General features: G+C 72.4%; 20 protein-coding genes. 13 read left to right on the top strand and 7 right to left on the bottom strand.

Annotated features, from left to right (window positions below):
* Positions 1 to 12 precede the first annotated feature (12 nt).
* The 3 genes from ACI1MP_RS32550 to ACI1MP_RS32540 are packed head-to-tail and all read right to left on the bottom strand — an operon-like array spanning position 13 to position 3,120.
* Positions 13 to 873 (bottom strand): carbohydrate ABC transporter permease, encoded by an 861-nt coding sequence (locus ACI1MP_RS32550; RefSeq protein ID WP_387995291.1) that lies wholly within the window; start codon positions 871 to 873, stop codon positions 13 to 15.
* Positions 874 to 877: 4 nt separating this feature from the next.
* A complete protein-coding gene (locus tag ACI1MP_RS32545) occupies positions 878 to 1,849 on the bottom strand; it encodes a carbohydrate ABC transporter permease (RefSeq protein WP_380333467.1) in 972 nt (323 codons plus the stop codon).
* 2 nt (positions 1,850 to 1,851) lie between these two features.
* Positions 1,852 to 3,120, bottom strand: a complete 1,269-nt coding sequence (locus ACI1MP_RS32540) for an extracellular solute-binding protein (RefSeq protein ID WP_404870201.1) — start codon at positions 3,118 to 3,120, stop codon at positions 1,852 to 1,854.
* 290 nt (positions 3,121 to 3,410) lie between these two features.
* On the opposite strand from ACI1MP_RS32540, the gene ACI1MP_RS32535 reads away from it, so the two are divergent.
* From ACI1MP_RS32535 to ACI1MP_RS32515, 5 genes are all read left to right on the top strand, one after another.
* Complete coding sequence (locus ACI1MP_RS32535) at positions 3,411 to 4,460, top strand: LacI family DNA-binding transcriptional regulator (protein WP_404870200.1); 1,050 nt, start codon at positions 3,411 to 3,413, stop codon at positions 4,458 to 4,460.
* A gap of 340 nt (positions 4,461 to 4,800) precedes the next feature.
* Entirely contained in the window at positions 4,801 to 5,217 is a 417-nt protein-coding gene (locus tag ACI1MP_RS32530; RefSeq protein ID WP_404870199.1) for an ester cyclase, read from the top strand.
* A gap of 280 nt (positions 5,218 to 5,497) precedes the next feature.
* The gene (locus ACI1MP_RS32525; protein ID WP_404870198.1) at positions 5,498 to 10,408 is read left to right on the top strand and encodes a CHAT domain-containing protein; all 4,911 of its coding nucleotides are present in this window, start codon (positions 5,498 to 5,500) and stop codon (positions 10,406 to 10,408) included.
* Between the two features lie 40 nt (positions 10,409 to 10,448).
* The gene (locus ACI1MP_RS32520; RefSeq protein ID WP_380333472.1) at positions 10,449 to 10,880 is read left to right on the top strand and encodes a hypothetical protein; all 432 of its coding nucleotides are present in this window, start codon (positions 10,449 to 10,451) and stop codon (positions 10,878 to 10,880) included.
* Positions 10,877 to 11,542: a hypothetical protein gene (locus ACI1MP_RS32515; RefSeq protein WP_380333473.1), complete on the top strand. Its 666-nt coding sequence runs from the start codon at positions 10,877 to 10,879 to the stop codon at positions 11,540 to 11,542. The genes ACI1MP_RS32520 and ACI1MP_RS32515 overlap by 4 nt, the downstream gene beginning before the upstream one ends.
* A gap of 69 nt (positions 11,543 to 11,611) precedes the next feature.
* On the opposite strand, the gene ACI1MP_RS32510 is transcribed toward ACI1MP_RS32515, so the two are convergent.
* Together ACI1MP_RS32510 and ACI1MP_RS32505 are read right to left on the bottom strand one after the other, a co-directional pair.
* Entirely contained in the window at positions 11,612 to 12,856 is a 1,245-nt protein-coding gene (locus ACI1MP_RS32510) for an ROK family protein (RefSeq protein ID WP_404870197.1), read from the bottom strand.
* A gap of 61 nt (positions 12,857 to 12,917) precedes the next feature.
* Positions 12,918 to 14,417, bottom strand: coding sequence for an FGGY family carbohydrate kinase (locus ACI1MP_RS32505; RefSeq protein ID WP_404870196.1), 1,500 nt, complete (start codon positions 14,415 to 14,417; stop codon positions 12,918 to 12,920).
* A 257-nt stretch (positions 14,418 to 14,674) separates the two neighbouring features.
* Between ACI1MP_RS32505 and xylA the strand changes: the two genes are divergently transcribed.
* The 5 genes from xylA (at position 14,675) to lanL (ending at position 21,939) form a co-directional block, all read left to right on the top strand.
* On the top strand, positions 14,675 to 15,841 hold the full coding sequence (xylA, locus tag ACI1MP_RS32500; RefSeq protein ID WP_380333476.1) for a xylose isomerase: 1,167 nt from the start codon (positions 14,675 to 14,677) through the stop codon (positions 15,839 to 15,841).
* Between the two features lie 331 nt (positions 15,842 to 16,172).
* Positions 16,173 to 16,664 (top strand): tyrosine protein phosphatase, encoded by a 492-nt coding sequence (locus ACI1MP_RS32495; RefSeq protein WP_380333477.1) that lies wholly within the window; start codon positions 16,173 to 16,175, stop codon positions 16,662 to 16,664.
* A 144-nt stretch (positions 16,665 to 16,808) separates the two neighbouring features.
* The gene (locus tag ACI1MP_RS32490) at positions 16,809 to 19,055 is read left to right on the top strand and encodes an MMPL family transporter (RefSeq protein WP_404870195.1); all 2,247 of its coding nucleotides are present in this window, start codon (positions 16,809 to 16,811) and stop codon (positions 19,053 to 19,055) included.
* A gap of 197 nt (positions 19,056 to 19,252) precedes the next feature.
* The gene (locus ACI1MP_RS32485) at positions 19,253 to 19,414 is read left to right on the top strand and encodes an SflA family class IV lanthipeptide (protein ID WP_198520389.1); all 162 of its coding nucleotides are present in this window, start codon (positions 19,253 to 19,255) and stop codon (positions 19,412 to 19,414) included.
* A 2-nt stretch (positions 19,415 to 19,416) separates the two neighbouring features.
* Complete coding sequence (gene lanL, locus ACI1MP_RS32480) at positions 19,417 to 21,939, top strand: class IV lanthionine synthetase LanL (protein WP_404870194.1); 2,523 nt, start codon at positions 19,417 to 19,419, stop codon at positions 21,937 to 21,939.
* 4 nt (positions 21,940 to 21,943) lie between these two features.
* On the opposite strand, the gene ACI1MP_RS32475 is transcribed toward lanL, so the two are convergent.
* The gene (locus ACI1MP_RS32475; protein WP_404870193.1) at positions 21,944 to 22,933 is read right to left on the bottom strand and encodes an alpha/beta fold hydrolase; all 990 of its coding nucleotides are present in this window, start codon (positions 22,931 to 22,933) and stop codon (positions 21,944 to 21,946) included.
* Positions 22,934 to 23,073: 140 nt separating this feature from the next.
* On the opposite strand from ACI1MP_RS32475, the gene ACI1MP_RS32470 reads away from it, so the two are divergent.
* Together ACI1MP_RS32470 and ACI1MP_RS32465 are read left to right on the top strand one after the other, a co-directional pair.
* Positions 23,074 to 23,679 carry a helix-turn-helix domain-containing protein gene (locus ACI1MP_RS32470; protein ID WP_404870192.1) on the top strand — a complete coding sequence of 202 codons (606 nt, stop codon included), beginning with the start codon at positions 23,074 to 23,076 and terminating at the stop codon, positions 23,677 to 23,679.
* A gap of 80 nt (positions 23,680 to 23,759) precedes the next feature.
* Positions 23,760 to 24,707, top strand: coding sequence for a PQQ-binding-like beta-propeller repeat protein (locus ACI1MP_RS32465; protein ID WP_404870191.1), 948 nt, complete (start codon positions 23,760 to 23,762; stop codon positions 24,705 to 24,707).
* Between the two features lie 141 nt (positions 24,708 to 24,848).
* Here ACI1MP_RS32465 and fdxA read toward each other — a convergent pair whose 3' ends face one another.
* Positions 24,849 to 25,172, bottom strand: coding sequence for a ferredoxin (fdxA, locus tag ACI1MP_RS32460; protein ID WP_100585350.1), 324 nt, complete (start codon positions 25,170 to 25,172; stop codon positions 24,849 to 24,851).
* Between the two features lie 96 nt (positions 25,173 to 25,268).
* Between fdxA and soxR the strand changes: the two genes are divergently transcribed.
* A complete protein-coding gene (gene soxR / locus ACI1MP_RS32455) occupies positions 25,269 to 25,733 on the top strand; it encodes a redox-sensitive transcriptional activator SoxR (protein ID WP_404870190.1) in 465 nt (154 codons plus the stop codon).
* Positions 25,734 to 25,805: the final 72 nt, after the last annotated feature.

The following is a 25,805-nucleotide window of genomic DNA, read 5'->3' as shown; positions in this document are numbered from 1 at the left end:
CGGGCAGGCCGCTCAGCCTTTGACGGCGCCGGCCATGCCGCCGACGATGCGGCGCTCGGCGAACACGAAGAAGCCGAGCGCGGGCAGCATCGACAGTGCGGTGTAGGCGAGGATCCCGGCGGTGTCCTGCGAGTACTGGGACTGGAAGGCGGCGACGCCGAGCGGCAGGGTGAAGTGCGCCTGCTGGTTGAAGACCAGCATCGGCAGTTGGTAGGCGTTCCAGGAACCGAGGAAGGCGAGCACGGCGACGGTGACCAGGGCGGGCCGGGCCAGCGGCAGCATGATCCGCCACAGGAAGCCGAGCCGCCCGCAGCCGTCGACGGCGGCGGCGTCCTCCAACTCCCCGGGGATCGCGGCCATGAACGGCCGCAGGATCACCACCGTCACCGGCAGCCCGAACGCCGCCTCGGCCAGCGCGACGCCGAACCAGCTCTCCAGCAGGTGGAGTTGGCGCAGCAGCAGGTACACCGGCAGCGAGGCCACCCCGAGCGGGAACAGCAGGCCCGCGGTGAACAGCGTGTAGACGCCTTCCCGGCCGCGGAACCGGTAGCGGGCCAGCGCGTACCCGGCCGCCGCACCGAGTCCGCAGGTGAGCGCGGTGGCGGTGACGGCGATCAGGGCGCTGTTGCCCATCAGCCGCCAGAACACCGAGGACCCCAGCACGGAACGGTAGTTGTCCAGCACCCAGGGGCTCGGCAGCCCGGTCGGGTCGGCATTCAGCTGCGCGTTGGTGCGGAAGCCGCCGAGCACCACGAAGGCGATCGGGACGAGCGTCACCCCGGCCACCAGCAGGGCCGCCAGGTACCGGCCGGACAGCGTCAACTGCCGCGCGGTGATCATCGGTTGCCGCTGCGCGGCGGGCGGTGCGGTCACGGGATCAGTCCATCCTTCCGGTGAGCGCGCCGTCGGTGTCGCGGCGCAGCGCGAACCGCTGGTAGGCGAGCGCGAAGACGAAGCAGACAGCGAACAGCACCACCGCGACGGCGCTGCCGTAGCCGAACTGGTAGCGGCGGAAGCCGCGGTCGATGACGTAGGTGGCCATGGTGGCGGAGGAGCCGGCGGGACCGCCGAGCGTCATGATCCAGACCAGTTCGAAGAGTTGCAGCGAACCGATCACCGAGAGGAAGATCCAGATCCGGACGGTCGGGCCGAGCAGCGGCAGCACCACCTTGCGGGTGGTCTGCCAGGCGGACGCGCCGTCCAGGGCGGCGGCCTCACGCAACTCCGTCGGCACGCCCTGGAGTCCGGCGAGGAACAGGATGATGCCGAAGCCGAGGTACTTCCAGGTGGAGACCGCGAACAGGGTGTACAGCACCAGGTCGGGGTCGGCCAGCCACTGGTGCACCAGCGAGTCGAGGCCGACCGAGCGGAGCCCCCGGTCGACGGCCCCGCCGGGCTGGAGCAGCACCAGCCAGGCGACGGCGGTGATCGCTTCGGACAGCACGTACGGCGTGAAGGCGATCAGCCGCAGCAGCGCCCGGCCGCGCAGTCGGCCGTTGAGCAGCAGCGCGAGGGCGACGGTGAGCGGCAGTTGGACCGCTACCGACAGCACGGCGAACACCAGGTTGTGCCCGACGGCGCCCTGGAACACCGGATCGGCCAGCGCCTTGCGGTAGTTGGCGAGTCCGACGAGCCTGCTGGGCGGGCCGAAGCCGTTCCAGTCGAAGAAGCTGTAGTAGACGGCGGCGGCGATCGACACCAGCACGAACAGTGCGAACAGGGCGAGCGCGGGGCCGAGCAGCAGGGCGAGTTCGGCCCGGGTGCGGCGGCCGGTGCGCCGTCGGACGGGGCCCCGCGACGGGGTGGCGGAGCGGGCCGGGGCGGCGGCCCGCTCCTCGACGGTGCTCATCCTCACCCCGCCGCGTTCACCGCGCGGGCCACCGAACCGGCGTCGCCCTTGCCGGCGAACAGGTCCGCGGCCGCGTCGTTGAGGGCCTGCCCGACGGCGGTGGGCAGCGCGACGTCGAAGTACACCTGGATGTAGCTCGCCCGGGCGTTGTATTCGAAGATCTGCTTGACCACGGGGTCCTTGACGGCGGCGACGGCCGCCGGGTTGACCGGGATGGTGGCGGCGCCCGAGTCGACCAGTTCGGTCTGCACCTCGGCGCTGGTCAGGTACTTGAGCAGCTGCGCGCAGTCGGCGGCCCGCTTCACGGTGCACGAGAAGCCGTCGCCGCCGCCCAGCGCCACGCTCGGGTCGCCGGCCGCGCCGGCGACCGCCGGGAACGGGAACCAGCCCAACTGGCCCCGGTAGGACGGGTCGGCGGCCAGGCCCTGCATGACGCTGGGGTTCCAGTCGCCCTGGAGTTCCATCGCGGCCTGCCCGGCGGCCACCATCCCGGCCGAACTGCCGCTGCCCTGCTGGGCGGGAGTGCCGTTGAAGCCCTCCTGGAACGGCTTCAGCGCGATCAGATCGAGCACGTCCTGACCGGCCCTGGTGAAGCACGGGTCGGTGAACCTGGCCGCTTTCACCGAGGACTTGAGGGTGTCGACGGCGCACTCGCGGACGGCGAAGTAGTCGTAGTAGAAGGCGTCCGGCCAGCGGTCCTTGCCGCCGAGCGCGATCGGGGTGCTGCCGGCGGCCTTCAGCTTGCCGATGTCGACCTTCAACTCGTCCATGGTGGCGGGAGGTTGGGCGATGCCGGCGTTGGCGAACAGGTCCTTGCGGTACCAGAACCCGACCACGTGCGAGTCGTAGGGGACGCCGAGCTGCTTGCCGTCGGCGGCCCAGCCCTGGGCGGCGGGCCCGAGGTCCTTGATCCAGTCGGCGGTGAGCGAGGTCAGGTCGGCGACCCGGCCGGACTGCGCCTGGGTGGCGAGCAGGCCGCCGCCCTGGTTGAAGTAGACGTCCGGCGGGTTGTCGGACTGCAGGGCCAGCGGGACCTTGGTGGGGAACTGCTCGTTCTGGATCGGCACCACGTCGAGTTTCGAACCGGCGTGGGCCTGCTGGTAGTTGGCGGCCGCGTGGGCCCAGACGGTCCTCAGCGGGTCCTGGGTGCCGTTGTGCCACCAGGTCAGCGCGCCGCCTCCGCTCCCGGTACCGCCGCTGCCGCAGGCGGTGAGCAGGGTGAGCGCGACGGCGGCGGCCGCGGCGACGGGCGGGCGTCTGCGGACGAACATGGTGCGGGCCTCCTGGGGCAGGGAGCGGCTCGAAAGTTTCGGGACCAGTGACACGGGCGGTGCCGGGACTCAGTGGGGCCAAAGGTGGCGCAACAGTGCTGAGCTGCGAGAGGTGCCGTCGCGGGGCGGCGCGAGGCGGCACGATCGAACGGTACGAATGTTTCGCTGGCTGTTCGAATGTTGCGAGGAAGCTACGGCGACCGAGCGGACGAGTCAAGGCCTCCGACCGAACCGGACCGCCGTTCGTGCACCACCTTGCCGGGCGGGCCGCGGGCGCTACTATCCGTGCCATGAGCGCCGCTGAACTCGAACCCGACCCCGCGCCGACGCTGTCGGAGATCGCCCGGGCGGCCGGCGTCTCGGCGCCGACAGTTTCGAAAGTCCTGAACGGACGGACCGATGTCGCCCCCGCCACCCGCGCCAAGGTCGAGGAGATCCTGCGCCGCACCGGCTACCGCCGCCGCCGCACCACCGCGCCGCCGTCCCGGCTGCTCGACCTGGTCTTCCATCAACTCGACAGCGCCTGGGCGGTGGAGGTGATCCGCGGCGTGGAGAACGTCGCCCGGGACGAGGGGCTGAGCATCGTGCTCTCCGAGTCCGCGGGCCGGCTCACCCCCGGCCAGACCTGGGTGGACGGCGTCCTCGCCCGCCGCCCCGCCGGGGTGGTGCTCGTGCTGTCCGACCTGGACGCCGCCCAGCGCGACCAACTCACCAGCCGCGACATCCCGTTCGTGGTGCTCGACCCGGCCGGCGACCCCGCGGACGGGGTGCCCGCCGTCGGCACCGGCAACTGGCAGGGCGGCCTCGCCGCCACCCGACACCTGCTCGACCTCGGGCACCGCCGGATCGCCGTGATCTCCGGCCCGTCCGGCATGATGTGCAGCCGAGCCAGGGTGGACGGCTACCGCACCGCGCTGGAGACCGCCCGGCTGCCGGTCGACCCGGAACTGATCCACGAGGGCGACTTCCACCACGAGGCCGGGTACGCCGCCGCCCGCGCCCTGCTGACCCACGACGACCGGCCCACCGCGATCTTCGCCGGCAACGACCTGCAGGCGCTCGGCGTCTACGAGGCGGCCCGCGAACTCGGCCTACGAGTGCCGCAGGACCTCTCGGTGGTCGGCTTCGACGACCTGCCGCTGGCCCGCTGGGTCGGCCCGCCGCTGACCACCGTCCGGCAGCCGCTGGTGGAGATGGCCGAGACCGCCGCCCGCCTGGCCGTCGAACTCGGCCGCGGCGAACACCCCGCCGCCACCCGCGTCGACCTCGCCACCAGCCTGGTCGTCCGCGCCTCCACCGCCCCGCCGCCGGCCGACTCCCCACCCCTGCCGACCCGTTGACGCCGACTGCCCGCTTCCGTCGACCGATTGACGCCGACCCGCTGACGCCGCCCGGCGCCCTCCCCTACCGTCGTCCGCAGCCCGCCGGAACATTCGGCCCCACCCCGAAACTTCGCAGTCCCCGTGCGGACACGCAGGACACGCACCCACCCGCCTCCGGTGGCCGGGCACACCCGCCATGCACCACGCCCGGCCACCGACGGACCACCCCGTCGCACACTGTCGGCCAGTCAGCGCGGCGGAGCCACCCCACCAATGGCGGCCCGTTCTTCGTCGAGTTCCTTCAGCCCCTCATTTCCGGATCGTGTGAGGCCGGCCGGCCCATGGGTAGGGGCCTTCCGTGACCGACTCAGCCGACGCCACCAGCACGCGCAACGCCGAAGTCGTCCGCCGCTACCTTCGGGTCTTCGAGAGCAAGGACGTCTCCCAAATCGAAGAACTCGTCGCCGAGGACGTCCTCGTTCACGGCGCAGGGCAGCACGGACAGGGTCGGCACTATCCCGAAGGGGCGGTGCTGACGCCCGGGCTGTCCAACTGCCGCGTCCGGGTGGACGACCTCTTCGCAGCTGGCGACCGGGTCACCGTGGCATTCACCCTCACCTACACCCACGACCGCAGCGGCCGGGACCTCACCATGTCAGGAATCAAGTCCTACCGGCTCCAGAACGGGCGGATCGTCGAGTTCTGGGGCGAGACGGACCTGTACGGACTCCTCCGGCAGGCCGGACTCGTACCGGAACAGATCCCGCCCCTCTGAACGGCCGTTTCCTGACGTAGTGCCAGGTGGTTCGTTCGGATCACCTGTCGGATCGGGCGACGATGCCCGCGGCGTGCGGTCCGACCAGGTCGCGCCGCCGCAGAGCCCCGGCAGTCCGGGCCGAACGCGCCCGCGTCCTGGCCCGGCGTCTCGGCGGCACCTGAAGCACACGGGGACGGAGACGGTCGACGCCTGGTCGGTCTTCGAAGAGAAAGCGGAAGTGTCGATACATTTGGCCAAGCACCGGTTCTTCAGAGCACGTTCTCAGTAGCCTGAGACGATGCTGGAGGACCCGACATCCCGTTCAGCGCCGACCCCTCTCTTGGCGATCCGCCGAAGGATCACATTGTTCGGGGAGTCCGGAGACCTTCGGCATCTGACGGATCCGGAGGCGGAACGCGAGTATGCCGCGGCCATGGCGGCGGCAGTCCGCGTCGATCATGCGGGCGAGCGGCAGCTCAACATCGCCGCGATGGCGGATCTGGCCCGGTTCCGCTTCTGGCGCGGCACGGCGTCCGGCACGCTCGAAGGACAGGCCGAGGCTGACGATGCCGTCAGCTTCTTTCTCGGGCTGCGGCAAGCGGTGCCGGACCTGGTGCCCGCCGAGGTGGCCGATCTCGTCGAGCTTCTCGCGACGAACGCGACGCACCGACTGCGCTGGACGGTCAGCTGCGCCGACACGTTGCTGTCCCTTGCGGCCGGTACCGACATCGAGCGACTCGACAAGGCCATCGACCGTGTTCGACGGGCGCTGGAGACGGCGTCCACGGATCCGGAGGACCGGATCCTCGCTCTCGGGCGCTTGGGTCGGGCCTACCAGGAGCGTTATCAGGGATCAGGAGACGTGGCCGACGCACGGAACGCTGTAGCTGTCCACCGAGAAGCCGTCGATCTCTCGCCGCAGGGCAGGAATCGGGCACGCAGGCTGTCGTTGTTGGCCGGTTCGCTGGCGGCCCTGTACGAACAGACCAGGGAGAAGCCACTCCTTGAAGACGCCGTTCGTGTCCTGGAGGAGTCGGTCGCCACGACACCGCCTGGCGACCAGTTCCTCGGGCTCCGGCATCAGCGGCTGGGGCAGGCATACCGACGATTGGCCGAAGTCACGGGCTCGATCGCCGACTTCGACGCGTCCGTGCGATGGGCACGGCTCGCCTGCGTCACGATCGACAGCTCGGACGCGGACTACGGGTCCACTCTCACGACGCTCGACAAGAGCCTCCGGGCCCGGCACGCGAAGGCTCACGACAGAGCTGACCTCGACGAGGTCGTCGCTCTGTGGCGGACGGCGATCACCCGGATTGCCGGGGATTCCGCCCGGACGGCAGACTTCCTCGAGGGTCTCAGTGCCGCCCTTCAGCGCCGTTTCGACAGCGAAGGCGACCCGGCCGATCTTCGGGAGAGCGTCCAAGTGTGCGCGGCTGCGGCCGCCGCAGCACCAAAGGGCGGCCTTTCGTCGGTTCGGTACTTGTCCTATCTCTGCTTTCTGCTGCGCCGCAGATTCGAGCACGACGGGGACCTTGCCGATCTGCAGGACTCGGTCCGGGTCGGGCGCATCGCGGTGGGGCTCACCTCCCCGGACGGGGGAGAAGACGGGATCATCACGTACTCGAATCTTCTGAACGCACTCATCGCCTGCTATGGCAAGGACCGCGAGCCGGCGTACCTGGATGAGGCGTTGGAACTCTGGACGAAGATCCTCGCGGAAACGCCGGCCGACCACCCGGAGCGAGGGCCGCGGCTCGCCGGAAACCTGGACGTCCTCGAAATGCGTTTCGAGCACACCGGGGATCGGGCCGACCTGGAGCGCGTGTTTGCCGCCGCCCGCGACTGCCTTGCCGATGTGCGTCCCGATTTCGGGCAGCTGGCCGAGACTCTGCACCGGGTCGCCCACCGTCTCGGCATCCGGGCCGACCAGAGCGAGCGCACACCGCAGATCGGACTCGAACTCGACAATGCCCGGCTCAGAGTGCTTTCGTGCAGCGTGGCGGAACTCGACGCGATGGACACTCTCGTCGAGCTGGCCCGGTCTGCCATGCCACGAACTGCGGCAGACAAGGCTCATCTCCAACTCCGCTGGAGCCTTCTCGCGGTGGCGCTCGGAACCCGGTACCGGGTCACGGGCGTGGCCGGGGACGGCTCCGAGGCCGTCAGGGTGATGAGGGAAGCACTCGCGGCGGCGGATCCGGACGATGCGCAGTACAGCGTCCTTCTCTTGAACCTCGGGGAGATTCTCGTCACCGGATTCCTGAGGGACGACAACCCGTCTGACCTGGATGCTGCGATCGAGGCCTACGAACGGGCTTTCCGTACCGTTCTTCCGACTGCCCCTGCTCGTGCCGAGTACCTTCCGAAGCTGACGTCCGCCCTTCGGCTCCGCTATGACGACCGCAGGAGCGCGGGCGGCCTGGAGCACATTGTGGCAGTCGTCCGCAGCGCGGTGGCCAATGAGCGTCCGGCACCGGACTGCCGGTCGTCGAGTCTGAGCGAACTGGCCAGGGTCTTCGAGTGGCGGTTCCACCACACCGGTGACCGAGCCGACTTGGACGCGGCCGTGGGCGCTGCACGGGAGGCGGTGAATCTGGAGGCAGGGAGTGGAACTCGGTCCACCCCGCTGCTCTCGCGCCTTGCGTCAGTGCTGTTCACCCGCTACGAGCAGATGGGGAACGCGGCCGACCTCGATGAAGCGATCTCGACTCTGGAGAGGGCACTCGCGGACAGACCTGTCGGCGACGAGGCTCGGCTCGTCCAACTGCACAACCACGCTGTTTACGTGCACGTACGGGCCCTCCTGACCGGATCGTCCGCAGATCTCGACCGATCTGTGGTGGAGCTGCGCGAAGTGGCGAGTGCACGATCGCCCGACGACCCGGGGCGTTCCCTCGACTTCTACAGCCTGGGACTCGCGCTGCGTGTCCGGCACTCGCACCTCGGTGAGGATGCCGACCTGCATTCGGCGGTCGAGGCCCACCGAACCTCGCTCCAGGAGGCGGCTGCAGATCCTCTGATGCGGGCGACAGCCGCTTTCGGACTGGCAAACACGCTCAGCTTGCTGTTCGAGCGGACCAGGGACAAGGCGGTCCTGGACGAGGCGATCACCCTGGCCGTGGCGGCGGAGCCCGACTTCCCGGAGCACGGGGGCAACGTCAGCCAGCCGCTCTCGATCCTCTCCTGGCTTCTTCGCACGCGGGTTGATCTCCCTGGTGATCCCGACCCCGCGGACGTGGCCGAGATGCTGCGGGTCAGCATGCGAATGATCGATGCGACTCACCCGGATTCCCACAACTACGGTCTACTCCTCCGCAACCGCGCGGCAGCGCTCGTGACGGCAGCTCAGGTCCGGCGAGACGCACTGTTGCTGGACGAGGCGGTCGACACTGCTCAGCAGGCCGTGGATGCCACCCGCCCCGGGGACGCCCGCCGGGCCGAGTGGCTGTGGTCACTGGGGCTGATCCGGCAGAAGCGCTACGACGTCACGGGGAATCGCGCCGACCTGGAGGCCACCCTGGCATGCTGGCGCGAGGCTGCCCGGGACCGCTACGGGGCACCGGACATGGTCATGCGGTGTGCTGTTCGCGCCGGCCGGCTCGCGGCGGGGAAGGGCGACATCGACGGCGCAGTCGCCGACTACAGTCTCGCAGTGAAGCAGCTGCCCACGGTCGCGTGGCACGGGATGCGGACCGAGGTGCGCAGTGACACCCTCCGCAGATGGTCGGGTCTTGCCTCTGAAGCCGCCGGGGCCGCGATTGCTGCTGGACAACCCGTGACCGCAATCGAGGTCCTGGAACAGGGCAGGTCGGTCATCTGGACTCAGGCACTCGACCTCCGCAGCGACCTGAGCGATCTGGCCGGTTCCCACCCCGACCTGGCCGAGCGGATCACGGCGCTGCGGGGCCGACTCGACACCTTCTCGCTCGCCGGCGAGCCGCACGGGCTGATCAGTCTGACCGGTGGGCCACCGACCCGGGGATCCTCCACGGAAGCCGGCGAGCGGCGCCGGGACCTGGCCCGTCAATGGGACGAGGCGGTTGTGCAGGTCCGCGGGATCGAAGGGTTCGAACACTTCCTCCGGCCGACGCCGTACGGCGAGCTGAAGGACGCGGCCCGCGGCGGTCCGGTGGTGGTCGTGAACGCCAGTAGGTACGGCTGCCATGCGCTGATCGTCCGTCACGATGCGCCCGAGCCCGAGGTCGTGGAACTCTCCGAGGTCTCACTCCAGGACGTGTCCGGCAAAGCCTCGGATCTGCTGTCCGCCGTCAGTGCTCAGACCAGTCCCGGAACGTCGTTCCTGGCCCGCGAGCGGGCCCGCCACGTCAGCCACGACGTTCTCGGCTGGCTGTGGGACAGGATCGTGTGGCCGGTCTTGACGCGACTCGGGCACTCGGCTCACCCGCCGTCTGCCCGGTCGGCCGATGCGCCACGGCTGTGGTGGTATCCGGTCGGCCTGTTCAGCCTCCTGCCGCTGCATGCTGCGGGTCACCACCCCCGCCACTCATCGACAGCGCATCCCGGTGGCACGTGGACGGCCGACCTGGTGATCTCCTCGTACACACCCACATTGGCCGCGCTGTCCCGAAGCCGAATCCGACGCCCGGAGCCAGCAGCGCGACGGCACCTCGCGATCGGGCTGCCGGAAACCCCCGGTCTCGCAGCACTCCCGGCGGTCGCCCACGAACTGACTGCCCTGTCCCGGTACGCGGCGAACTCGATCGAGGTGACGCGTCTCGTCGGGGCGGATGCGACCCGGCGAGCTGTCCTCGACGAGCTTCGTCGCTGCGAGCGGATTCACTTCGCTTGCCACGCGGCCCAGGACCTTGCCGATCCGGCCGCAAGCGCTTTCCGTCTTCATGACGGTCTGTTGTCGATAGCGGACATCGCGGAGCTGCGACTTGCCAGCGAACTGGCGTATCTGTCGGCCTGCCAGACGGCTATGGGCGTACCCGACCTCGCGGACGAGGTCATTCATCTCGCGGCGGCGCTGCAACTGACGGGTTGTCGGCACATCGTGGCCACCAGCTGGGCCGTCGGCGATTCCTCCGCAGCAGAGACGGCAGAACACTTCTACCGGGAGCTGGCGTCGGCCGACAGTGGTGGACAGCCCGCCATGGCGCTCCACCGAGCTGTTCGAGCGCTGCACAACAGTGACCCCACCGATCCGATGAAGTGGGCGTCGTACGTTCACATCGGCTCCTGATCCATCCCAGTCTCACGGCGACGCACAGACCGAGGTGACCATGACCAGTCAGACCCATGATCCGATCCCCTATGAACAGACCTCGGACTACCGTTGGACGGAGGCCGCGTTCGAACTGCTGGAGTCGGGGGCCCTCACCGCACGGGTGATGACCAATGACAACGTCTCTTCGGCCGTTGTCGAGGGTGCGTGTCCACGCTGTGTGCACCAGTTCGCCGACCGGCGGGCGCTGACCGTCGTTACCAGTGGGATCGGGGGGAGCCGCTCCGGCGCACAGGGGATGGGTGGCACGCACCTGGGGGAACCCGGAGGCACGGACGGCTACCAGGTGGTCCTGGACATCACCTGCTCCTGCGGTGTGGCGCATCCGATCGACGCATCCGGGGCCGCCGGCTCGAACACTGCCGGAGGCTGCGGTGTCAGTTTCCGCATCGAGCTCGCCGGCCCCGCAACCGCGGGTGGGCGGCCGTGACCGGGACATCCCTGCGGCCGCGCAAGCCGGAACGCCCGCCGGCCCCTACGGACCTGACCGAGCGGGATCGCTTCGCCGCTCTGGCCGAATCCTCCTTGCCAACTGTGCGCGCCAATGCGGAAGCCTGGCGCAACGGCCTCGCTGCATTCGTCACGGTTGTCACCACCGGCGCAGTGATCAAGGGCCGAGACACCACGGCCGATCTCACCACCGGCTGGCGCATCGCGGTCACCCTCCTCATCGGCGGCGGTATCGCCCTCTCGTTGGCGGGACTCTGGCAGGCCCTCGCGGCCCAGGCCGGCACCCGCGAAGGCACGGTGACCCTCGCCGACATCCACCGCCGCCACGCATCGGTCGCGGCCTACCAGGTCGCCCTTGCCGATGCCGCCGCAGTCCGGCTGAGGAGGGGCCGGAGCGCGGTGGCCGCCGCGCTGGTGTGCTTCCTGCTGGGGATCGTCACGACCTGGTGGGCACCAGTGGCCGCGCCGGCTCCGGCCACCTACGTGACGGTCACCCACGGTGGAGCCACGACCTGCGGAACGTTGAAGAGCGCTGACGGCAGGAACATGCGGATTGAAGTAGCGGGAACGGTGAACGCGGTGGTTGTGCCGATGGACGAGGTCACCAGTCTGCTCGTCGTAGCGCGATGCCAGTCGGGCTGACGCGCGAGGTCGGTGGTCGAGGCGGCGGAGAGCCAATCCGGGAGTCAGTCGAAGCCGTCCGTTGACACCTCAGGAGGCTTCGGGGAGCCAGAGCGACGCGGGGTCGGTGTGGAGGCGGCGGACGGTGGTCAGGGCCGCGCCGAGGACGGGGCCGCGGCGGCCCAACGGGGAGGCGCGGAGGGCGTCTTCGGGCCACGGGCGGACGCGGATCAGCGCGGCGAGTTCGGTCCGCATGGGGGGCAGCAGCCAGCGCGCGAGGTCCGCGTAGGCGCCGCCGAGCACCAGGGTGGCCGGGTCGATCAGATGGACGGCGGCGGCGAGCGCGGTGCCGAGGGCGGTCCCGGCGTGCCGCAGTGCGCGCAGCACGGCGGGGTCGCCGGCCTCCGCCCGGACGACCAACTCACCGACGGCGTCAGCAGAGTGATGGACCGTCAGATCGGCCGTGCGCAACACGGCGGCGAGACCGGCGTACGGTTCGAGGCAGCCGCGGGCACCGCAGGAGCAGGGGCGGCCGTCGGGGCGGACGGTGAGGTGGCCGAGTTCGCCGGCGAAGCCCTGGACGCCGCGGAACAGGCGTCCGTCGAGGACGAGTGCGCCGCCGATGCCCTCGCCGGCCGAGATGTGGACGAAGGTGCCGGAGCCGACGCCCTGTCGGAGTTCGGCCAGCGCGCCGAGGTTGGCCTCGTTCTCGATCGCGGGGGCGGCGCCCGGGCCGGGCCACGCGGTGGGGAGGTCGAGGTGGTGCCAGCCGAGGTTCGGGGCGTGTTCCAGGTAGTGGCCGGGGCCGTCGAGCGGGACGCGCACGCTGCCGGGCACGGCGAGCACCCGGCCGACCACCCGCAGCCCGAGGGCGACAGCCTCCGCCTCGGCCTGCGCGGCGAGTCGGGCGAGTTCGGTGAGGGTCTGCTCGGCGGAGCGTGCGGCGTTCGGGGCGGGTCGGTGGAGTTCGACCCGGACGTCGCCGCGCAGGTCGAGGACGCAGGCGCCGAGGTGCTCGACGCCGACCTCCAGGCCGAGCCCCGCCGGTCCGCTGTCGGGGAGGACGAGAGCCCGACCGGGCCGGCCGACCCGGCCACTGCGGGCGAGTTCGCCCTCCACCAGCAGTCCGCCGCCGATGAGTTCGTCGACCAGGCTGGACACGGCGGTGCGGGTCAGTCCGGTCCGGCCGGCCACGTCGGCGCGCGACAGCGGGTTCGCGGCGACGACGGTGCGCATCACCAGGGCGAGGTTCTGCCGCCGCATGTCCTGCTGGGAGGCGGGGCCGCGCCGCGGTGCGGGTGCGCTGTCGGCCGGCTGCTGCCCGTCCGCTGCCACGTCGATCGGTCTCCGCTCCACTGCCGCCCGTGCCGAGTCCGGGTCTGTTCGCCGTCCGCTGCTACCGGCCGCCGCTCTGCAGGGCCGCCGTCTGCGAAATGGTAGTCGCGATCCGTTCGAGCGCCGCGTCGTCGCGTTCGAGCGCGGGCAGCACCGGCCCGTCGGCGGTGCCCCAGCGGCGGGCGACGGCGTCGGCGGGTTCGCCGGTGAGCAGCGCGGCGGCCTGGGCGGCGGCGCCGAGGGCCACGAGTTCGCGGGCGGCGGGCAGTTGGACGGGGCGGCCGGAGAGCCGGCGCACCGTGTGCTGCCAGGCCGGGCCCTGGGCGCCGCCGCCGATCAGCAGCAGCGGCTGCGGCTGCGGCTGCGGCTGCGCGGGGTCGGGGGTGTCGGCGCTGCCGGCGGTGCCGGTGGCGCCGGTGGCGCCGGCGCTGTCGGAGCTGCCGGCGGGCCGGTCGACGGCGAGGACGTCGTCGAGGGCGGCGAGCAGGGAGTACGCAGCGCCGTCGTAGGCGGCCTGGAGGAGTTGACCGGCGGTGGTGTCGTGGCGCAGGCCGTGCAGCAGTCCGCTGGCGTGCGGGAGGGCGGGGGTGCGTTCGCCGTCGAGGTAGGGCAGCAGGACGACGGTGCCGCCGGGTTCGACGGCTTCCCGGTCGCGGCCGAGCAGGGTGGCGACCCGGTCCACGGCGAGCGTGCAGTTGAGGGTGCAGGCGAGGGGCAGCCAGTTGTCGAGTGCGTCGGCGAAGCCGGCGACGGTGCCGCTCGGGTCGGCGGGGCGGGTGCGGGCGACGGTGTAGACGGTGCCGGAGGTGCCGAGGCTGAGCACGGGGGTGCCGGCGGTGAGGCCGAGTCCGAGGGCGGCGGCCATGTTGTCGCCGGTGCCGGTGGCGATCGGGGTGCCGGGGCGCAGTGGTCCGCCGGCCCGGGCCTGGCCGGCGGGGGTGCCGGTGGGGGCGACGGCGGGGAGCAGGGCGGGGTCGAGTCCGATCCGGGCGAGGACGGCGGGGTGCGGGCCGTCGGGGGTCCACCAGCCGGTGCCGGAGGCGTCGCCGCGGTCGGTGACGGCGTGCCCGGTGAGGCGTTCGGTGAGGTAGTCGTGCGGGAGTCGGACGGCGGCGGTGCGGTCGGCGTTCGCGGGTTCGTGGGCGCGCAGCCAGGCCCATTTGGCGGCGGTGAAGGACGCGCCGGGGACGCTGCCGAGTTCGGCAGCCCACCACTGCGCGCCGAACTCCCGTACCAGTTCGGCGGCCTGGGGTGCGGAGCGGACGTCGTTCCAGAGCAGCGCGGGCCGGACGGGGCGGCCGGCGGCGTCCAGGGTGACCAGTCCGTGCTGCTGTCCGCCGATCGCCAGCGCCTGGGCGCGGCCGGCCCAACCGGTGGCGGCGACGGCGGTGTTGAGGGCGTCCCACCACTGCTCGGGGTCGCTCTCCTGCCCGTGCCGGGAGTCGACCCGGTGCGCGGCGCGGCCTTCGCCGAGGATGCGTCCGGTGCCGGTGTCGACGGCCAGCGCCTTGGTGGACTGGGTCGAACTGTCGACGCCGATCACCACCTGCGGGTGTGCCATGGGCTCGCCACTCCTGTCTCTTCCGAATGTGTCCTGCCCGAACCTGTCCTGCCCCGGAGGGACCCGGCCCGAGCGCGTACTACCCGGCCAGGTCCTGCCCGGATGTGCCCTGCCCGAGCACGTCCTGCCCGACCGGTTCCGCGCGGGGGCTTCCCCCGCGGGCCGACCCATATTAATTTGTCTTCCGGCCTTACGAATAGACTCGCGTCGTTCCCGGTCGATCCGCCGCGGTCGATCCCCAGTGTTTGGAGTGCCCGATGAGCCGACTCACCCCCACCCCCGCCGACAAGTTCACCTTCGGCCTGTGGACGGTCGGTTGGCAGGGCCGCGACCCGTTCGGCGACGCCACCCGGCGGGCGCTGGACCCGGTCGAGACGGTGGAGCGGCTGGCGTCGCTGGGCGCGTACGGCGTGACGTTCCACGACGACGACCTGATTCCGTTCGGCTCCTCGGACGCCGAGCGCACGGCGGTCGTCAAGCGGTTCGCGGCCGCCCTGGAGTCCACCGGCCTGCGGGTGCCGATGGCCACCACCAACCTGTTCACCCACCCGGTGTTCAAGGACGGCGCGTTCACCGCCAACGACCGCGACGTGCGCCGCTTCGCGCTGCGCAAGACCATTCGCAACATCGATCTGGCCGTCGAGCTGGGCGCCGACGTCTACGTCGCGTGGGGCGGCCGCGAGGGCGCGGAGCACGGCGCGTCGAAGGAGGTCCGCACCGCGCTGGACCGACTGAAGGAGGCGTTCGACCTGCTCGGCGAGTACGTCGTCGGGCAGGGCTACGACCTGCGCTTCGCGATCGAGCCGAAGCCGAACGAGCCCCGCGGCGACATCCTGCTGCCGACCATCGGCCACGCGCTGGCGTTCATCGAGCGGCTGGAGCGTCCCGAACTGGTCGGCGTGAACCCGGAGGTCGGCCACGAGCAGATGGCGGGCCTCAACTTCCCGCACGGCATCGCGCAGGCGCTCTGGGCGGGCAAGCTGTTCCACATCGACCTGAACGGCCAGTCCGGCATCAAGTACGACCAGGACCTCCGGTTCGGCGCGGGCGACCTGCGCCAGGCGTTCTGGCTGGTCGACCTGCTGGAGTCGGCCGGCTACCAGGGCCCGCGCCACTTCGACTTCAAGCCGTCGCGCACCGAGGACTTCGACGGCGTGTGGGCCTCCGCGGCCGGCTGCATGCACAACTACCTGCTGCTGAAGGAGCGCGCCCGGGCGTTCCGCGCCGACCCCGAGGTGCAGGCCGCGCTGCGCGCGGCCCGACTCGACCGGCTCGCGGAGCCCACGGCTGCGGACGGCCTGGCCGCCCTGCTCGCGGACCGCACCGCGTTCGAGGACTTCGACGTCACCGCCGCCGCCGAGCGCGGCATGGCGTTCGAGCAGCTCGACCAGCTCGCCCTGGAACACCTCCTCGGGGCCCGCTGAGCCCGCTGCGGTCGACCCGGTCGCGGTGGCCACTGCCGGTACCGGTCGCGGTGGCGCGGCCGCTGCGGTCGGCCCGGTCGCGGTGGCCGCTGCCGGCGCCGATCGCGGTGGCGCGGCCGCTGCTGGCGCTCGACGGGAGGTTTCTGGCAGCATTGCGCGAGCCGCAGCGGGTGGATACCGCCCCGGCGCGCCGAAGGGCCGGAGCCCCGCGCGCCCGACGCACTGTTCCCGGCCCGATGACATATCGACTGCCCGCCGTCGAGCGGCAGTCCCGGTCCGTTCCGACGCAGCGGCGCACCGCACCCCATCGACCGGAGAGGTCCGCTTCCGCATGCGCCCCACCCTGTTCACCGTCGAGCGGCCCGGCCCGGGCCGCCTGAGCACCATGGCCCGGCCGCGCGGCGGCGACTGGCTGCCGGACGAGCTGGCCGCGCTCGCCGCCGCCGGTGTCACCGACCTGGTCAGCGCCCTGACCTCGACGGAGTGCGCCGAGCTCGGACTGACCGCGGAGCCGGAGCTCGCCGTCGCCGCCGGGCTGCGCTTCCACAGCCTGCCGATACCGGACTACACCACCCCTTCGCACACCCAAGTGCGGCCCAAGCTCGACGAGTTGACCGGCCGACTGCGGGCCGGCGGGCAGCTGGTGTTCCACTGCCGGGCCGGTATCGGCCGGTCCTCGCTGCTCGCGGTCTCCGTCCTGATCCTGGACGGCATGGACGCCGACACCGCGTGGGAGCGCCTGGCCCACGCCCGCGGCCTGCCCGTCCCGGACACCGCCGAGCAGCGCGCCTGGACCGACGCCCTCCACTCCCCCGCGGTCTGACGCCCCCTCCGGTCGGCCGCCGATCCCGGCGTTCGGGTGGTCCGTCCGTGTCGCGGCACCCGCGCGCCCGACCGGGACCCGGGTCCGCCTACCGTGGGACCCCCGGTCACTGTGCGTGGTGACGGTGGGCCGATGGGAGGGTTGATGTCCTCGTCCGCATCGAACCGGTCCGAGCACCCTCCGGCGGCACCGCGCCGGGGGCTGCTGTGGCGGGTGGGCGGCTGGTGCGCGCGGCATCCGGTGGTGGTGATCGTCGGGTGGCTGCTGGTACTGGCGGGCGTGCAGGCGGCCAACCGGACCGTCGGCGGTACGTACTCGGACGATTTCTCGCTGCCCGGTTCGCAGTCGCAGCACGGCCGCGACGTGCTCCAGGCCCACGAACCGTCCGCGGGCGGGACGAGCGCGCAGGTGGTGCTGCACGACGACCAGCCGCTGACGGACTTCCAGTCCCAGGTGAACCAGGCCGTGACGTCCCTGCAGCACCTGCCGCACGTGCTGTCCGCGCAGGACCCGCTGCCCCCGCCGGGGCAGAGCGCGCCGCCCGGCGGCCCGCTCTCCTCGGACGGGCGTACGGCGTACATCACGGTCCGGTTCGACGCCAATCCGTCCACCTTCGGCAGCCACTACCTGCCGCAGGTGGACGCCGCGGTGGCGCCGCTGCGGCAGGCGGGGGTGCAGGTCGAGTACGGCGGGCCGCTGGGCGAGTTGGCACGGCCGGCGCCGGACGACCGGGTGAGCGAGCTGATCGGGTTCGCGGTGGCGGTGCTGGTGCTGCTGGTCGGGTTCGGCAGCGTGATCGCGGCGGGGCTGCCGCTGGTCAGCGCCCTGGTCGCGGTGGTGGTGGGGCTGGGGCTGCTCGGTCTGCTGGCCGCGCTGACCACGTTCGCGACGGTCGCACCGACACTCGCCACGATGATCGGGCTGGGCGTCGGCATCGACTACGCACTGTTCCTGTTGACCCGTCACCGGCAGAACCTGATGGACGGCGCGGACCCGCCGACAGCCGCCGGCCACGCGGTGGCGACCAGCGGGCGGGCGGTGCTGATCTCCGGCTGCACGGTGGTGATCGCGCTGGCGGGCCTGTCGGTGTCGGGCATCGCGTTCATGGCGAAGCTGGGCCTCGCCGCGGGCGTTACGGTGGTGACGGCGGTGTGCGGCGCGCTGACGCTGCTGCCCGCGATGATGGGCCTGATCGGCCGCCGGATGGATCGTTTCACCGTGCGCACGCCGGTCGCGGAGGGCACCGGGGCGGACGAGGCGTCGGCAACCGGCATGTGGCACCGCTACGCGCGGCGGGTCGAGCACCGCCCGTGGTGGTACCTGGCGGCGGGGCTGGCGACGGTGGCGGTCCTGGCGGTGCCGCTGCCGTCGATCCAGTTGGGCCACATCGACGACGGGGCGGATCCGGTGTCGTTCACCGACCGGCGGGCGTTCGACCTGATGTCGGCCGCGTTCGGGCCGGGCTCCAACGGGCCGCTGACGGTGGTGGTCGACCAGACGACGGTCCCGGCCGCGGACCGTCCCGCGCTCGCGTCCTCCGTGCAGCAGGCGCTGACGAACGTCCCGAACACGGCGAGCACCGCGCCGTTGCAGACCAGCGGCGACGGCGACGTGCTGTTCGCCACCGTCACTCCGGCGCAGGTCCCGCAGGACCGGGCGACCACCGACCTGGTGGGCCACCTGACGGACACGGTGCTGCCGGACGCCGCCCGGGGGACGTCGGCGGCCACGTACGTCACCGGCACCACGGCCGCGCAGGTGGACTTCCTCGATCTGGTGGCGAGCCGGCTGCTGCCGATCATCGCCGTGGTCGTCGCCCTCGCCTTCCTGATCATCCTGCTGGTCTTCCGGGCGCCGCTGGTCGCGTTGAAGGCGGCGGTCCTCAACCTGGTGTCGATCGCCGCCTCGTACGGGGTGCTGGTCGCGGTGTTCCAGTGGGGCTGGGGCGGGCCGGCGCTGGGCGTGGCGGGCAAGGTCCCGATCGAGAGCTACGTCCCGATGATGATGTTCGCGATCGTGTTCGGACTCTCGATGGACTACGAGGTGTTCCTGCTGTCCCGGGTGCACGAGCGCTGGCTGCTCACCGGCGACAGCCGGGGCTCGGTGGCGCACGCGCTGGAGACCACGGCTCGGGTGATCGGCTGCGCGGCGCTGATCATGGTGAGCGTGTTCGCGGCGTTCATCGTCAGCGACAACGTGGTGATCAAGATGATGGGCCTCGGCCTGGCCGTCAGCGTGCTGATCGACGCGACGGTGGTGCGGCTGCTGATGGTCCCCGCCGCGATGACGCTGCTCGGCGGCGCCGCCTGGTGGACGCCCCGGTGGATGGACCGGGTGCTCCCGCACATCGACACCGAAGGCACCGGCGCCGCACCCTCCGAGGGGAGTTGATCGCGCGTCGGAATCCGAGCGCACACGTCCCACTTGTGTGCGAACTGTGAACTCGGTGTGTCCCGCCCTCTTGTCAGGTGCACCAATGCTCCCTACCTTCATCCTCCAGGACTCCAGCCCCACCGGGCCGGAACCGTCCACGGCGTTCACCCGAGCCGCGGAGCAACGCCGGAGACACCACAACCTGGAGGCGTCACATGCCCGTTGCCACCCTCACCGAGATTCGCGACGCCGGTCCGCTGCTGGTCGACGACGAGATCCTCGTCTTCGAGGACGACGACCGCGCCGACCACGACCCGACGGCCTGCCTGGCCGACCCGTGGGTCACCGCCACCACCCGCATCGCCTGCGACCGCTGACGGTGACCGCGCCCATCGCCGGCCGCCGCGCCTGGTCCGACGAGATCTGGTCGTACCGGCACGATCCGCGGATGCCGGCGATGGAGCACGGGTGGAAGCTCCACGTCTCCGCCCGCCCCGGCACCCTGGACGCCGTCCACGCCGTCGTCCTGCCGCTGCTGGAGCAGCACGTCTGCCACGCCAAGTGGGCCCGCGACCCGGCCACCCTGCGCGCCCTCAACTCCGGGACCAAGAACGCCGCTTCGGTCGGCAAGGCGTTCACGATCTACCCCGCGCCGGACGAACTCCGGCCGCTGGCCCGCGCGTTGGTCACCGCGCTGCGCGGCCACCGGGGCCCGCAGATCGTCAGCGACCGCCGCATCGACCCGGACGCCCCGGTGTACTACCGGTACGGCCCGTTCACCGGCGACTACCGCACCGGCCGCAGCGGACGCCTGGAGTCCGTGATGACCGGCCCGGACGGCCGCGCCTTCGACGGCCTGGCCGGCACCGCGTACCGCTGCCCGCCCTGGGCCGAGGACCCGTTCGCGTCGCCGTCCTCCGGCGCCGACTCCGGTTTCGGCGGCGGCCGCTACCGCGTCACCGGCGGCATCACCCGCAAGCCGCAGGGCAACGTCTACCGGGCCCTCGACCGGACCACCGGCGCCCCCGTGGTGGTCAAGCAGGCCCGGGCGTACGTCGCCGAGGACGAGCACGGCGCCGACACCCGCGACCGCCTGCGCCACGAGCGGGCCGTCCTCGCCCTGCTGGCCGACACGCCCGGGGTGCCGCGCGAGCTCGACTACTTCCGGCACCGCGACGACGAGTACCTGGTGATGACCAGCTGCGGCGACCGCGACCTGCGCCGTGACGTCCACACCCACGGCCCCTGCGCCGAGGCCGAGTCGGGCCCGCGCAGCCTGCTTCCGCTGGCCCGCGAGCTGCTCCGGATCCTGGACGGCATCCACCGTCGCGGCGTGGTCGTCCGCGACCTGAAGCCCAACAACGTGGTGCTCGCCCCCGACGGCCGCCCCCGGCTGATCGACTTCGGCACCAGCGCCGTCCGCGGCACCGGCCCCGCCGGGTCGACGCCCGGCTACAGCGACCCCGTCGTCCGGCCCGGCGTCGCGCCCGAACCCGCCGACGACTACTACGGGTTGGGCATGACGCTGTACTTCGCGGCCACCGGCATGGACCCGGTGATCCTCGACCCCGACGACGCCGTCAACCGCGAACGCACCCTTGCCGCCCTGGAGTTCGCCCTGCCCGGCCCGGCGCACCGCCAGGTCCGCACGCTCGTCGGCGAGTTGACGGACCTCGCGCCGACGGTCCGCACGGCGGGCGCGGACCGTCTCCGCAACCCCGGCCAACCTTCCTCGTCCGCACCGGAGTTGATCCGCTCCGACCCGCGCCTCTCCGCCGACCTGCTCGCCGAGATCCTCGACCACACCACGGCGTACTGCGTAGCCGAGGCCCGCCGGATCGCCGACCCCGAGCTCGCCGCCCGCGCGGCCGTCCCGACGCCGATCGACCTCTACGGCGGCAGCGCGGGGCTCGGCCTGGAACTCCTCCAGCACCTCGACCGCCCGGGCGTCCGCGACACCGTCACCGCGCTCGCCGACTGGACCTCGCGCCAGAACCGCACGCTGCCGGCGGGGTTGTACTCCGGCCGGACGGGCGTCGACCTCTTCCTCACCGCCGCCGGGCTCCCTCCCGACACCACGATCGCCCTCCCGGCCCGGGGCCCGGACGGCGGCCCGCCGGAGGCCGACCTGATCGACGGCGTCGCGGGCATCGGCCTCGGCCACCTGCTCCTCGCCCGCCACGACGACCGGCACCTCGCCGTCGCCACCGCCTGCCACGAGCAACTCACCACCGGCCGCGCCCGCCTCACCCCCGCCGACGCGCCGCGCCCGGGCGACGCCGCCCTGGCACAGGGACTCGCCCACGGCGACGCCGGGGTCGCGCACTTCCTCCTCGAGTACGCCCGCACCACCGGCGACCCGGCCGCGCTGGAGCACGCGCACCGCGCCTGCGCCGAGCTCGCCGCCGCCACCCCCGCGATCATCGCCGCCGCCAACCACCCTGCGGCCACCCGCCGTTACGGCTCCTGGTGCCGCGGCCTGGCCGGCATCGGCACGGTGCTGGCCCGCGCCGCCGACCGGCTCGACGACCCCGGGTGCCGCACCCTCGCCGAACAGTCCGCCCGCACCTGCCTGGCCATCGCCCCGCGGATGCCCCTGGTCACCCACTGCTGCGGCCTGGCCGGCGTCGGAACTCTGATGCTCGAACTCGCGCCCGCCGCCGAGGAGTTCCGGGCCGCCGCCGGCACCGTCGCCGCCCTCCTCCGCACCCGCGCCGCCGGCCCACCGTCCCGCCCCGTCTTCCCCGACCCCGGCCTCACCGGCCCCGCCTTCCCCTATGCGACCGGCACCGCCGGAGTGCTCGCCTTCCTCCGCCGCCTTGCCGACCTCACCGGAACGGAGGGCAAGGACCGTCGGAACGAGAGCCGGTGCCAAGGGACTTGGGACCTGTTGGGCGGCTGACGATTCAGCCGGGGAGGGACGCGAGCCAGGAGGTCAACAGGTGGTTCACCTCGTCGGGGCGCTCCTGCTGGATCCAGTGTCCGCAGCCGTCCAGGACATGAGCGGCGGTCAGGCCGGGGAGAGTGGTCGGGAAGGCGTCGATCGCCTCGGCCAGCCAGGTCGTGGAAGCGTCCAGGGCGCCGCCGACGAACAGGGACGGCTGCTCGATCGGAGCGCCGGCGTACGGGGCGAGGTCCTCCCAGTCGCGGTCCATGGCGCGGTAGCGGTTGAGGGCCCCGGTCATGCCCGTGCGCTCGAACTCCCCGGCGTACACGTCGAGATCGTCCTCGGTCAGCCAGGCGGGCAGCCGACCGTCGGGGAAGCGGTCGCGCAGCCGGCCGCCGGCGCGGGCCACGAAGTGCGGGTCCGGCGCACCGTCGGCGGGCATGGTGTCGGCGGACATGGCCGCGTAGAAGCCCGCGAGCCAGCCCCGGACGTCCGGCTCCATCTCCGCTTCGGCCCGGCCGGGCTCCTGGAAGTACGAGACGTAGAACTCCTGGTCGCCGCCCATCCGCGCGAAGACGTCGGTGGGGCGGGGGCCGCCGGGCGGCGCGTAGGGGACGCTCAGCAGTCCGACGGCGCGGAAGAGCTCGGGGTGGAGCAGCGCGGAGGTCGCCGCGATGTTGGCTCCCCAGTCGTGCCCGACGACCACCGCCGTCTCCTCGCCCAGGGCGCGCACCAGGGCGACGTTGTCCACGACCAGATCGAGCATCCGGTAGGCGTCAGTCCCGACCGGCTTCGAGGAGCGGCCGTAGCCGCGCACGTCGAGCGCCACGGCCCGGTACCCCGCCGCCGCGAGGGCCGGGAGCTGCCGGCGCCAGGAGTACCAGGACTCGGGGAAGCCGTGGACGAGCAGGACCAGCGGTCCTGCGCCCTGCTCGACCAGGTGCAGGCGCCCGGCGGGCGCCTCGATGGTGCGGTGGCGCAGGTCGGCGGACGGCGCGGGCTGGTGCATGGCTTCTCCTCGGTTCACGGGCGGCCGCGGTGGTCCGCCGATCTTCCGCCGCGGCGACCGCCCGACGCGAACACTCTTGCCATTCTGGCAAGCTTGCAGGACAGGACGGTGGCAACGACACGGCCGGAGGGAGCGCAACGATGACGATGGACGACGGCACGGCCGAGACACTGGCGGCCATGGGCCCTCGGCTGCGGGCCGCCCGCGAGCAGCGCGGTGCCACGCTCACCGGCGTCAGCCGCGCGACCGGCATCTCGATGAGCACGCTGTCGCGGATCGAGACCGGTCGGCGCAAGCCGACCCTGGAGGTGCTGCTGCAGCTCGCGAAGGCGTACGGCGCCTCCCTGGACGAGCTGGCCGGCACCGCGGCCGCACCGCGCATCCCGCCGCGGCAACGCACCGGCGACGACAAGGTGGTGCTGCCGCTGACCCCGTACGTGGGGGGTCTGCACGCCCACAAGCACGTCCTGCCCGCGCTCGACGCGCCGCCGGCGCGGCCCCGGCAGAGCTCCCACGACGGCCACGAGTGGCTGTGCGTCCTGTACGGGCGGCTGTGGCTGGCCCTCGGCGAGCAGGACCTCGTCCTGAGCGCCGGCGAGGTGGCCGAGTTCGACACCCGAACCGCCCACGGGGTCGCGAACGCCGGACCCGACGGACCGGTCGAATACCTGGTCATGTTCGGGCCGCAGGGAGAGCGCCCGCGACCGCGTACCCCGGCCCTCGGCCACCGGGCCCCGAGGTCCTGACGTCAACGATGACGTATCCTGTCCGGTTCGCCACCGGGGCGCACGCCGACCCAGGGCCGGCCGAGTGTCAGGAGGCCGCCATGGCAACGGAGTTGTGGGAGCGGGTGCTGCACCAGCGCGGCGCGGCGACGAAAGTGGCGGTCACGGACGAGTCGGTCCTGGTGCACGAGCGCACCCGCCTGGTCTGTATCGATCCGGCCGACGGAGCCCTCAAGTGGGAGGCCCGGGTGGGGCATTGGCCGGACGCACTGCTGGTCGTCGGGCCGCGCGTCCTGGTGCTCGCGCCGGGCAGGGCGCTGCACTGCCTGTCCCGCTCCACGGGCGCCACTCACTGGCGGGCCGAGATGCCGCCCTGGACTCGGCATCTCGCGGCCGCCAACGGGCTTGCCCTGGCCGGAGGTTGGCGCGGCTACACCGCCCAGCATGCCTTCGACCTCGCCGACGGCCGACTTCGATGGCAGTTCCCGGCGCCCGTCCTCACTCACCGTCCGGTGGCCTGGGCCGGCGGGTTCCTGCTCGGCAACGGGACCCGGGCCCGGCTGATCGACCCGCTCACCGGCCGGGAGCAACAGTCCTGGCAGCTGCCCGAGCCCCTGCCGGACACGGATTTTCAGGACCTGTTCACCGCCGTCGACGCCGACCGCTGCGCCGTCCGCTGCGGGACCTCCGGCGTCGCGCTCCTCCAACGCGATGCCCCTCGCGCGGAGTTGCTGCTCACCCACGACGCCCCGCTGCACTACGAGCCACCCCTGCTCGCCCAGGGCCTGCTGTGGCTCCGCGGCCACCGGCCCGACTGCGCCGTCGCCGTGGACCCGGCCGACGGCACGGTCGTCCACCGGATCGACGCCCGCCACCCCCTCGCCCACGGCATCCTCCCCCCGGCCACCGTCGTCACCCAGGCCAGCACCGTCCTCCACCCGGACGGCACCACCACTCGCCTCGGCATCCGCATCGCAGCCGTCCACGACCTCGGCGGCGGCCGCCTGCTCGCCCCGACCCGCAACAGCCTTCGGGCGTACCGCCTCTGACGAGCCATCGGACCACCACGGCCAAGGGCGCCGGGAACCACACGTACCGGCGCCGGCCGGGCCCCGGGCTCCGAGCGGCGGACCCTCAAGTCCGCCCGGTTCCCGGCAGGGCCTGTCGTCCAGGCGCGCCCGGCGAGGCGATCAGACGCCGTCCTGCACCGGCAGCGCCGCCACGACCGGGTGGTCGTGGCCGATCGGGCCGAGCCGCGCGCTGCCGCCCGGGGTGCCGAGGTCGGCGGAGAACTCGACGTTCGCGGTGGTGAACTGCTGCCACTCCGCCGGGACGTCGTCCTCGTAGTAGATCGCCTCGACGGGGCACACCGGCTCGCACGCGCCGCAGTCGATGCACTCGTCGGTGTTGACGTAGAGCATCCGCGGCCCCTCGTAGATGCAGTCGATCGGGCACTCGTCGACGCAGGCCTTGTCCTTGACGTCCACACAGGGCAGGGCGATGACGAACGTCATCCGGCCGCCCTCCTTTCCGGGTCTCCGTTGATTGCCGCTCCGGCGCTGCCGACCGTAGGACCTCAAGTAATGTTGAGGTCAACAGGAGGGCTGTCCATGACGGGCCACGCACGCGACGACGCCGGAGCCGCCCCGGACGACTGGCTGGGCATCGGCGAGGTCAGCGCGCGCACCGGGGCTGCCGTGTCCGCGCTGCGGTTCTACGAGGAGCTCGGCCTGATCGCCTCCGAACGCGACGCCCGCAACCAGCGCCGCTACCCGCGCCACATGCTGCGCCGGATCGCCCTGATCTCGGTGGCGAAGCGCATCGGCATCCCCCTGCAGGACCTCCGCGAGGCGTTCGCCGACGTCCCCCTCGACCGCCCGCCGAGCCACCACGAGTGGCAGCGCGCCTCCCGCGGCTGGATGCGGCAGTTGGAGGAGCGCCGCCGGACCATCGAGCGCCTCGAAGCCGAACTCACGGGGTGCATCGGCTGCGGCTGCCTCTCCATGAAGGCCTGCGCCCTGCTGAATCCGGGCGACGCACTCGCCGAGGACGGCGTCGGACCCCGTCGGCTGTGAGGCCGGGGCAGCCTCCGCGGGGCGGTGCCGCCCGCCTGGCCGGGGAGCGTTGACGACGGGTCAGGGCGCGCC

The sequence above is a fragment of the Kitasatospora griseola genome (genome assembly GCF_044999035.1).
Taxonomy (GTDB): Bacteria; Actinomycetota; Actinomycetes; order Streptomycetales; family Streptomycetaceae; genus Kitasatospora; species Kitasatospora griseola.
This window is presented reverse-complemented; position numbering and strand designations above follow the sequence as displayed.

What these genes read in the sequence shown, in the direction of transcription:
- ACI1MP_RS32545 (WP_380333467.1), bottom strand. Translation starts at nt 1,849, where the DNA reads ATGAGCACCGTCGAGGAGCGGGCCGCCGCCCCGGCCCGCTCCGCCACC.
- ACI1MP_RS32540 (WP_404870201.1), bottom strand. Translation starts at nt 3,120, where the DNA reads ATGTTCGTCCGCAGACGCCCGCCCGTCGCCGCGGCCGCCGCCGTCGCG.
- ACI1MP_RS32535 (WP_404870200.1), top strand. Translation starts at nt 3,411, where the DNA reads ATGAGCGCCGCTGAACTCGAACCCGACCCCGCGCCGACGCTGTCGGAG.
- ACI1MP_RS32525 (WP_404870198.1), top strand. Translation starts at nt 5,498, where the DNA reads ATGCTGGAGGACCCGACATCCCGTTCAGCGCCGACCCCTCTCTTGGCG.
- ACI1MP_RS32520 (WP_380333472.1), top strand. Translation starts at nt 10,449, where the DNA reads ATGACCAGTCAGACCCATGATCCGATCCCCTATGAACAGACCTCGGAC.
- ACI1MP_RS32505 (WP_404870196.1), bottom strand. Translation starts at nt 14,417, where the DNA reads ATGGCACACCCGCAGGTGGTGATCGGCGTCGACAGTTCGACCCAGTCC.
- xylA (WP_380333476.1), top strand. Translation starts at nt 14,675, where the DNA reads ATGAGCCGACTCACCCCCACCCCCGCCGACAAGTTCACCTTCGGCCTG.
- ACI1MP_RS32495 (WP_380333477.1), top strand. Translation starts at nt 16,173, where the DNA reads ATGCGCCCCACCCTGTTCACCGTCGAGCGGCCCGGCCCGGGCCGCCTG.
- ACI1MP_RS32490 (WP_404870195.1), top strand. Translation starts at nt 16,809, where the DNA reads ATGTCCTCGTCCGCATCGAACCGGTCCGAGCACCCTCCGGCGGCACCG.
- ACI1MP_RS32485 (WP_198520389.1), top strand. Translation starts at nt 19,253, where the DNA reads ATGCCCGTTGCCACCCTCACCGAGATTCGCGACGCCGGTCCGCTGCTG.
- ACI1MP_RS32475 (WP_404870193.1), bottom strand. Translation starts at nt 22,933, where the DNA reads ATGCACCAGCCCGCGCCGTCCGCCGACCTGCGCCACCGCACCATCGAG.
- ACI1MP_RS32470 (WP_404870192.1), top strand. Translation starts at nt 23,074, where the DNA reads ATGACGATGGACGACGGCACGGCCGAGACACTGGCGGCCATGGGCCCT.
- ACI1MP_RS32465 (WP_404870191.1), top strand. Translation starts at nt 23,760, where the DNA reads ATGGCAACGGAGTTGTGGGAGCGGGTGCTGCACCAGCGCGGCGCGGCG.
- fdxA (WP_100585350.1), bottom strand. Translation starts at nt 25,172, where the DNA reads ATGACGTTCGTCATCGCCCTGCCCTGTGTGGACGTCAAGGACAAGGCC.
- soxR (WP_404870190.1), top strand. Translation starts at nt 25,269, where the DNA reads ATGACGGGCCACGCACGCGACGACGCCGGAGCCGCCCCGGACGACTGG.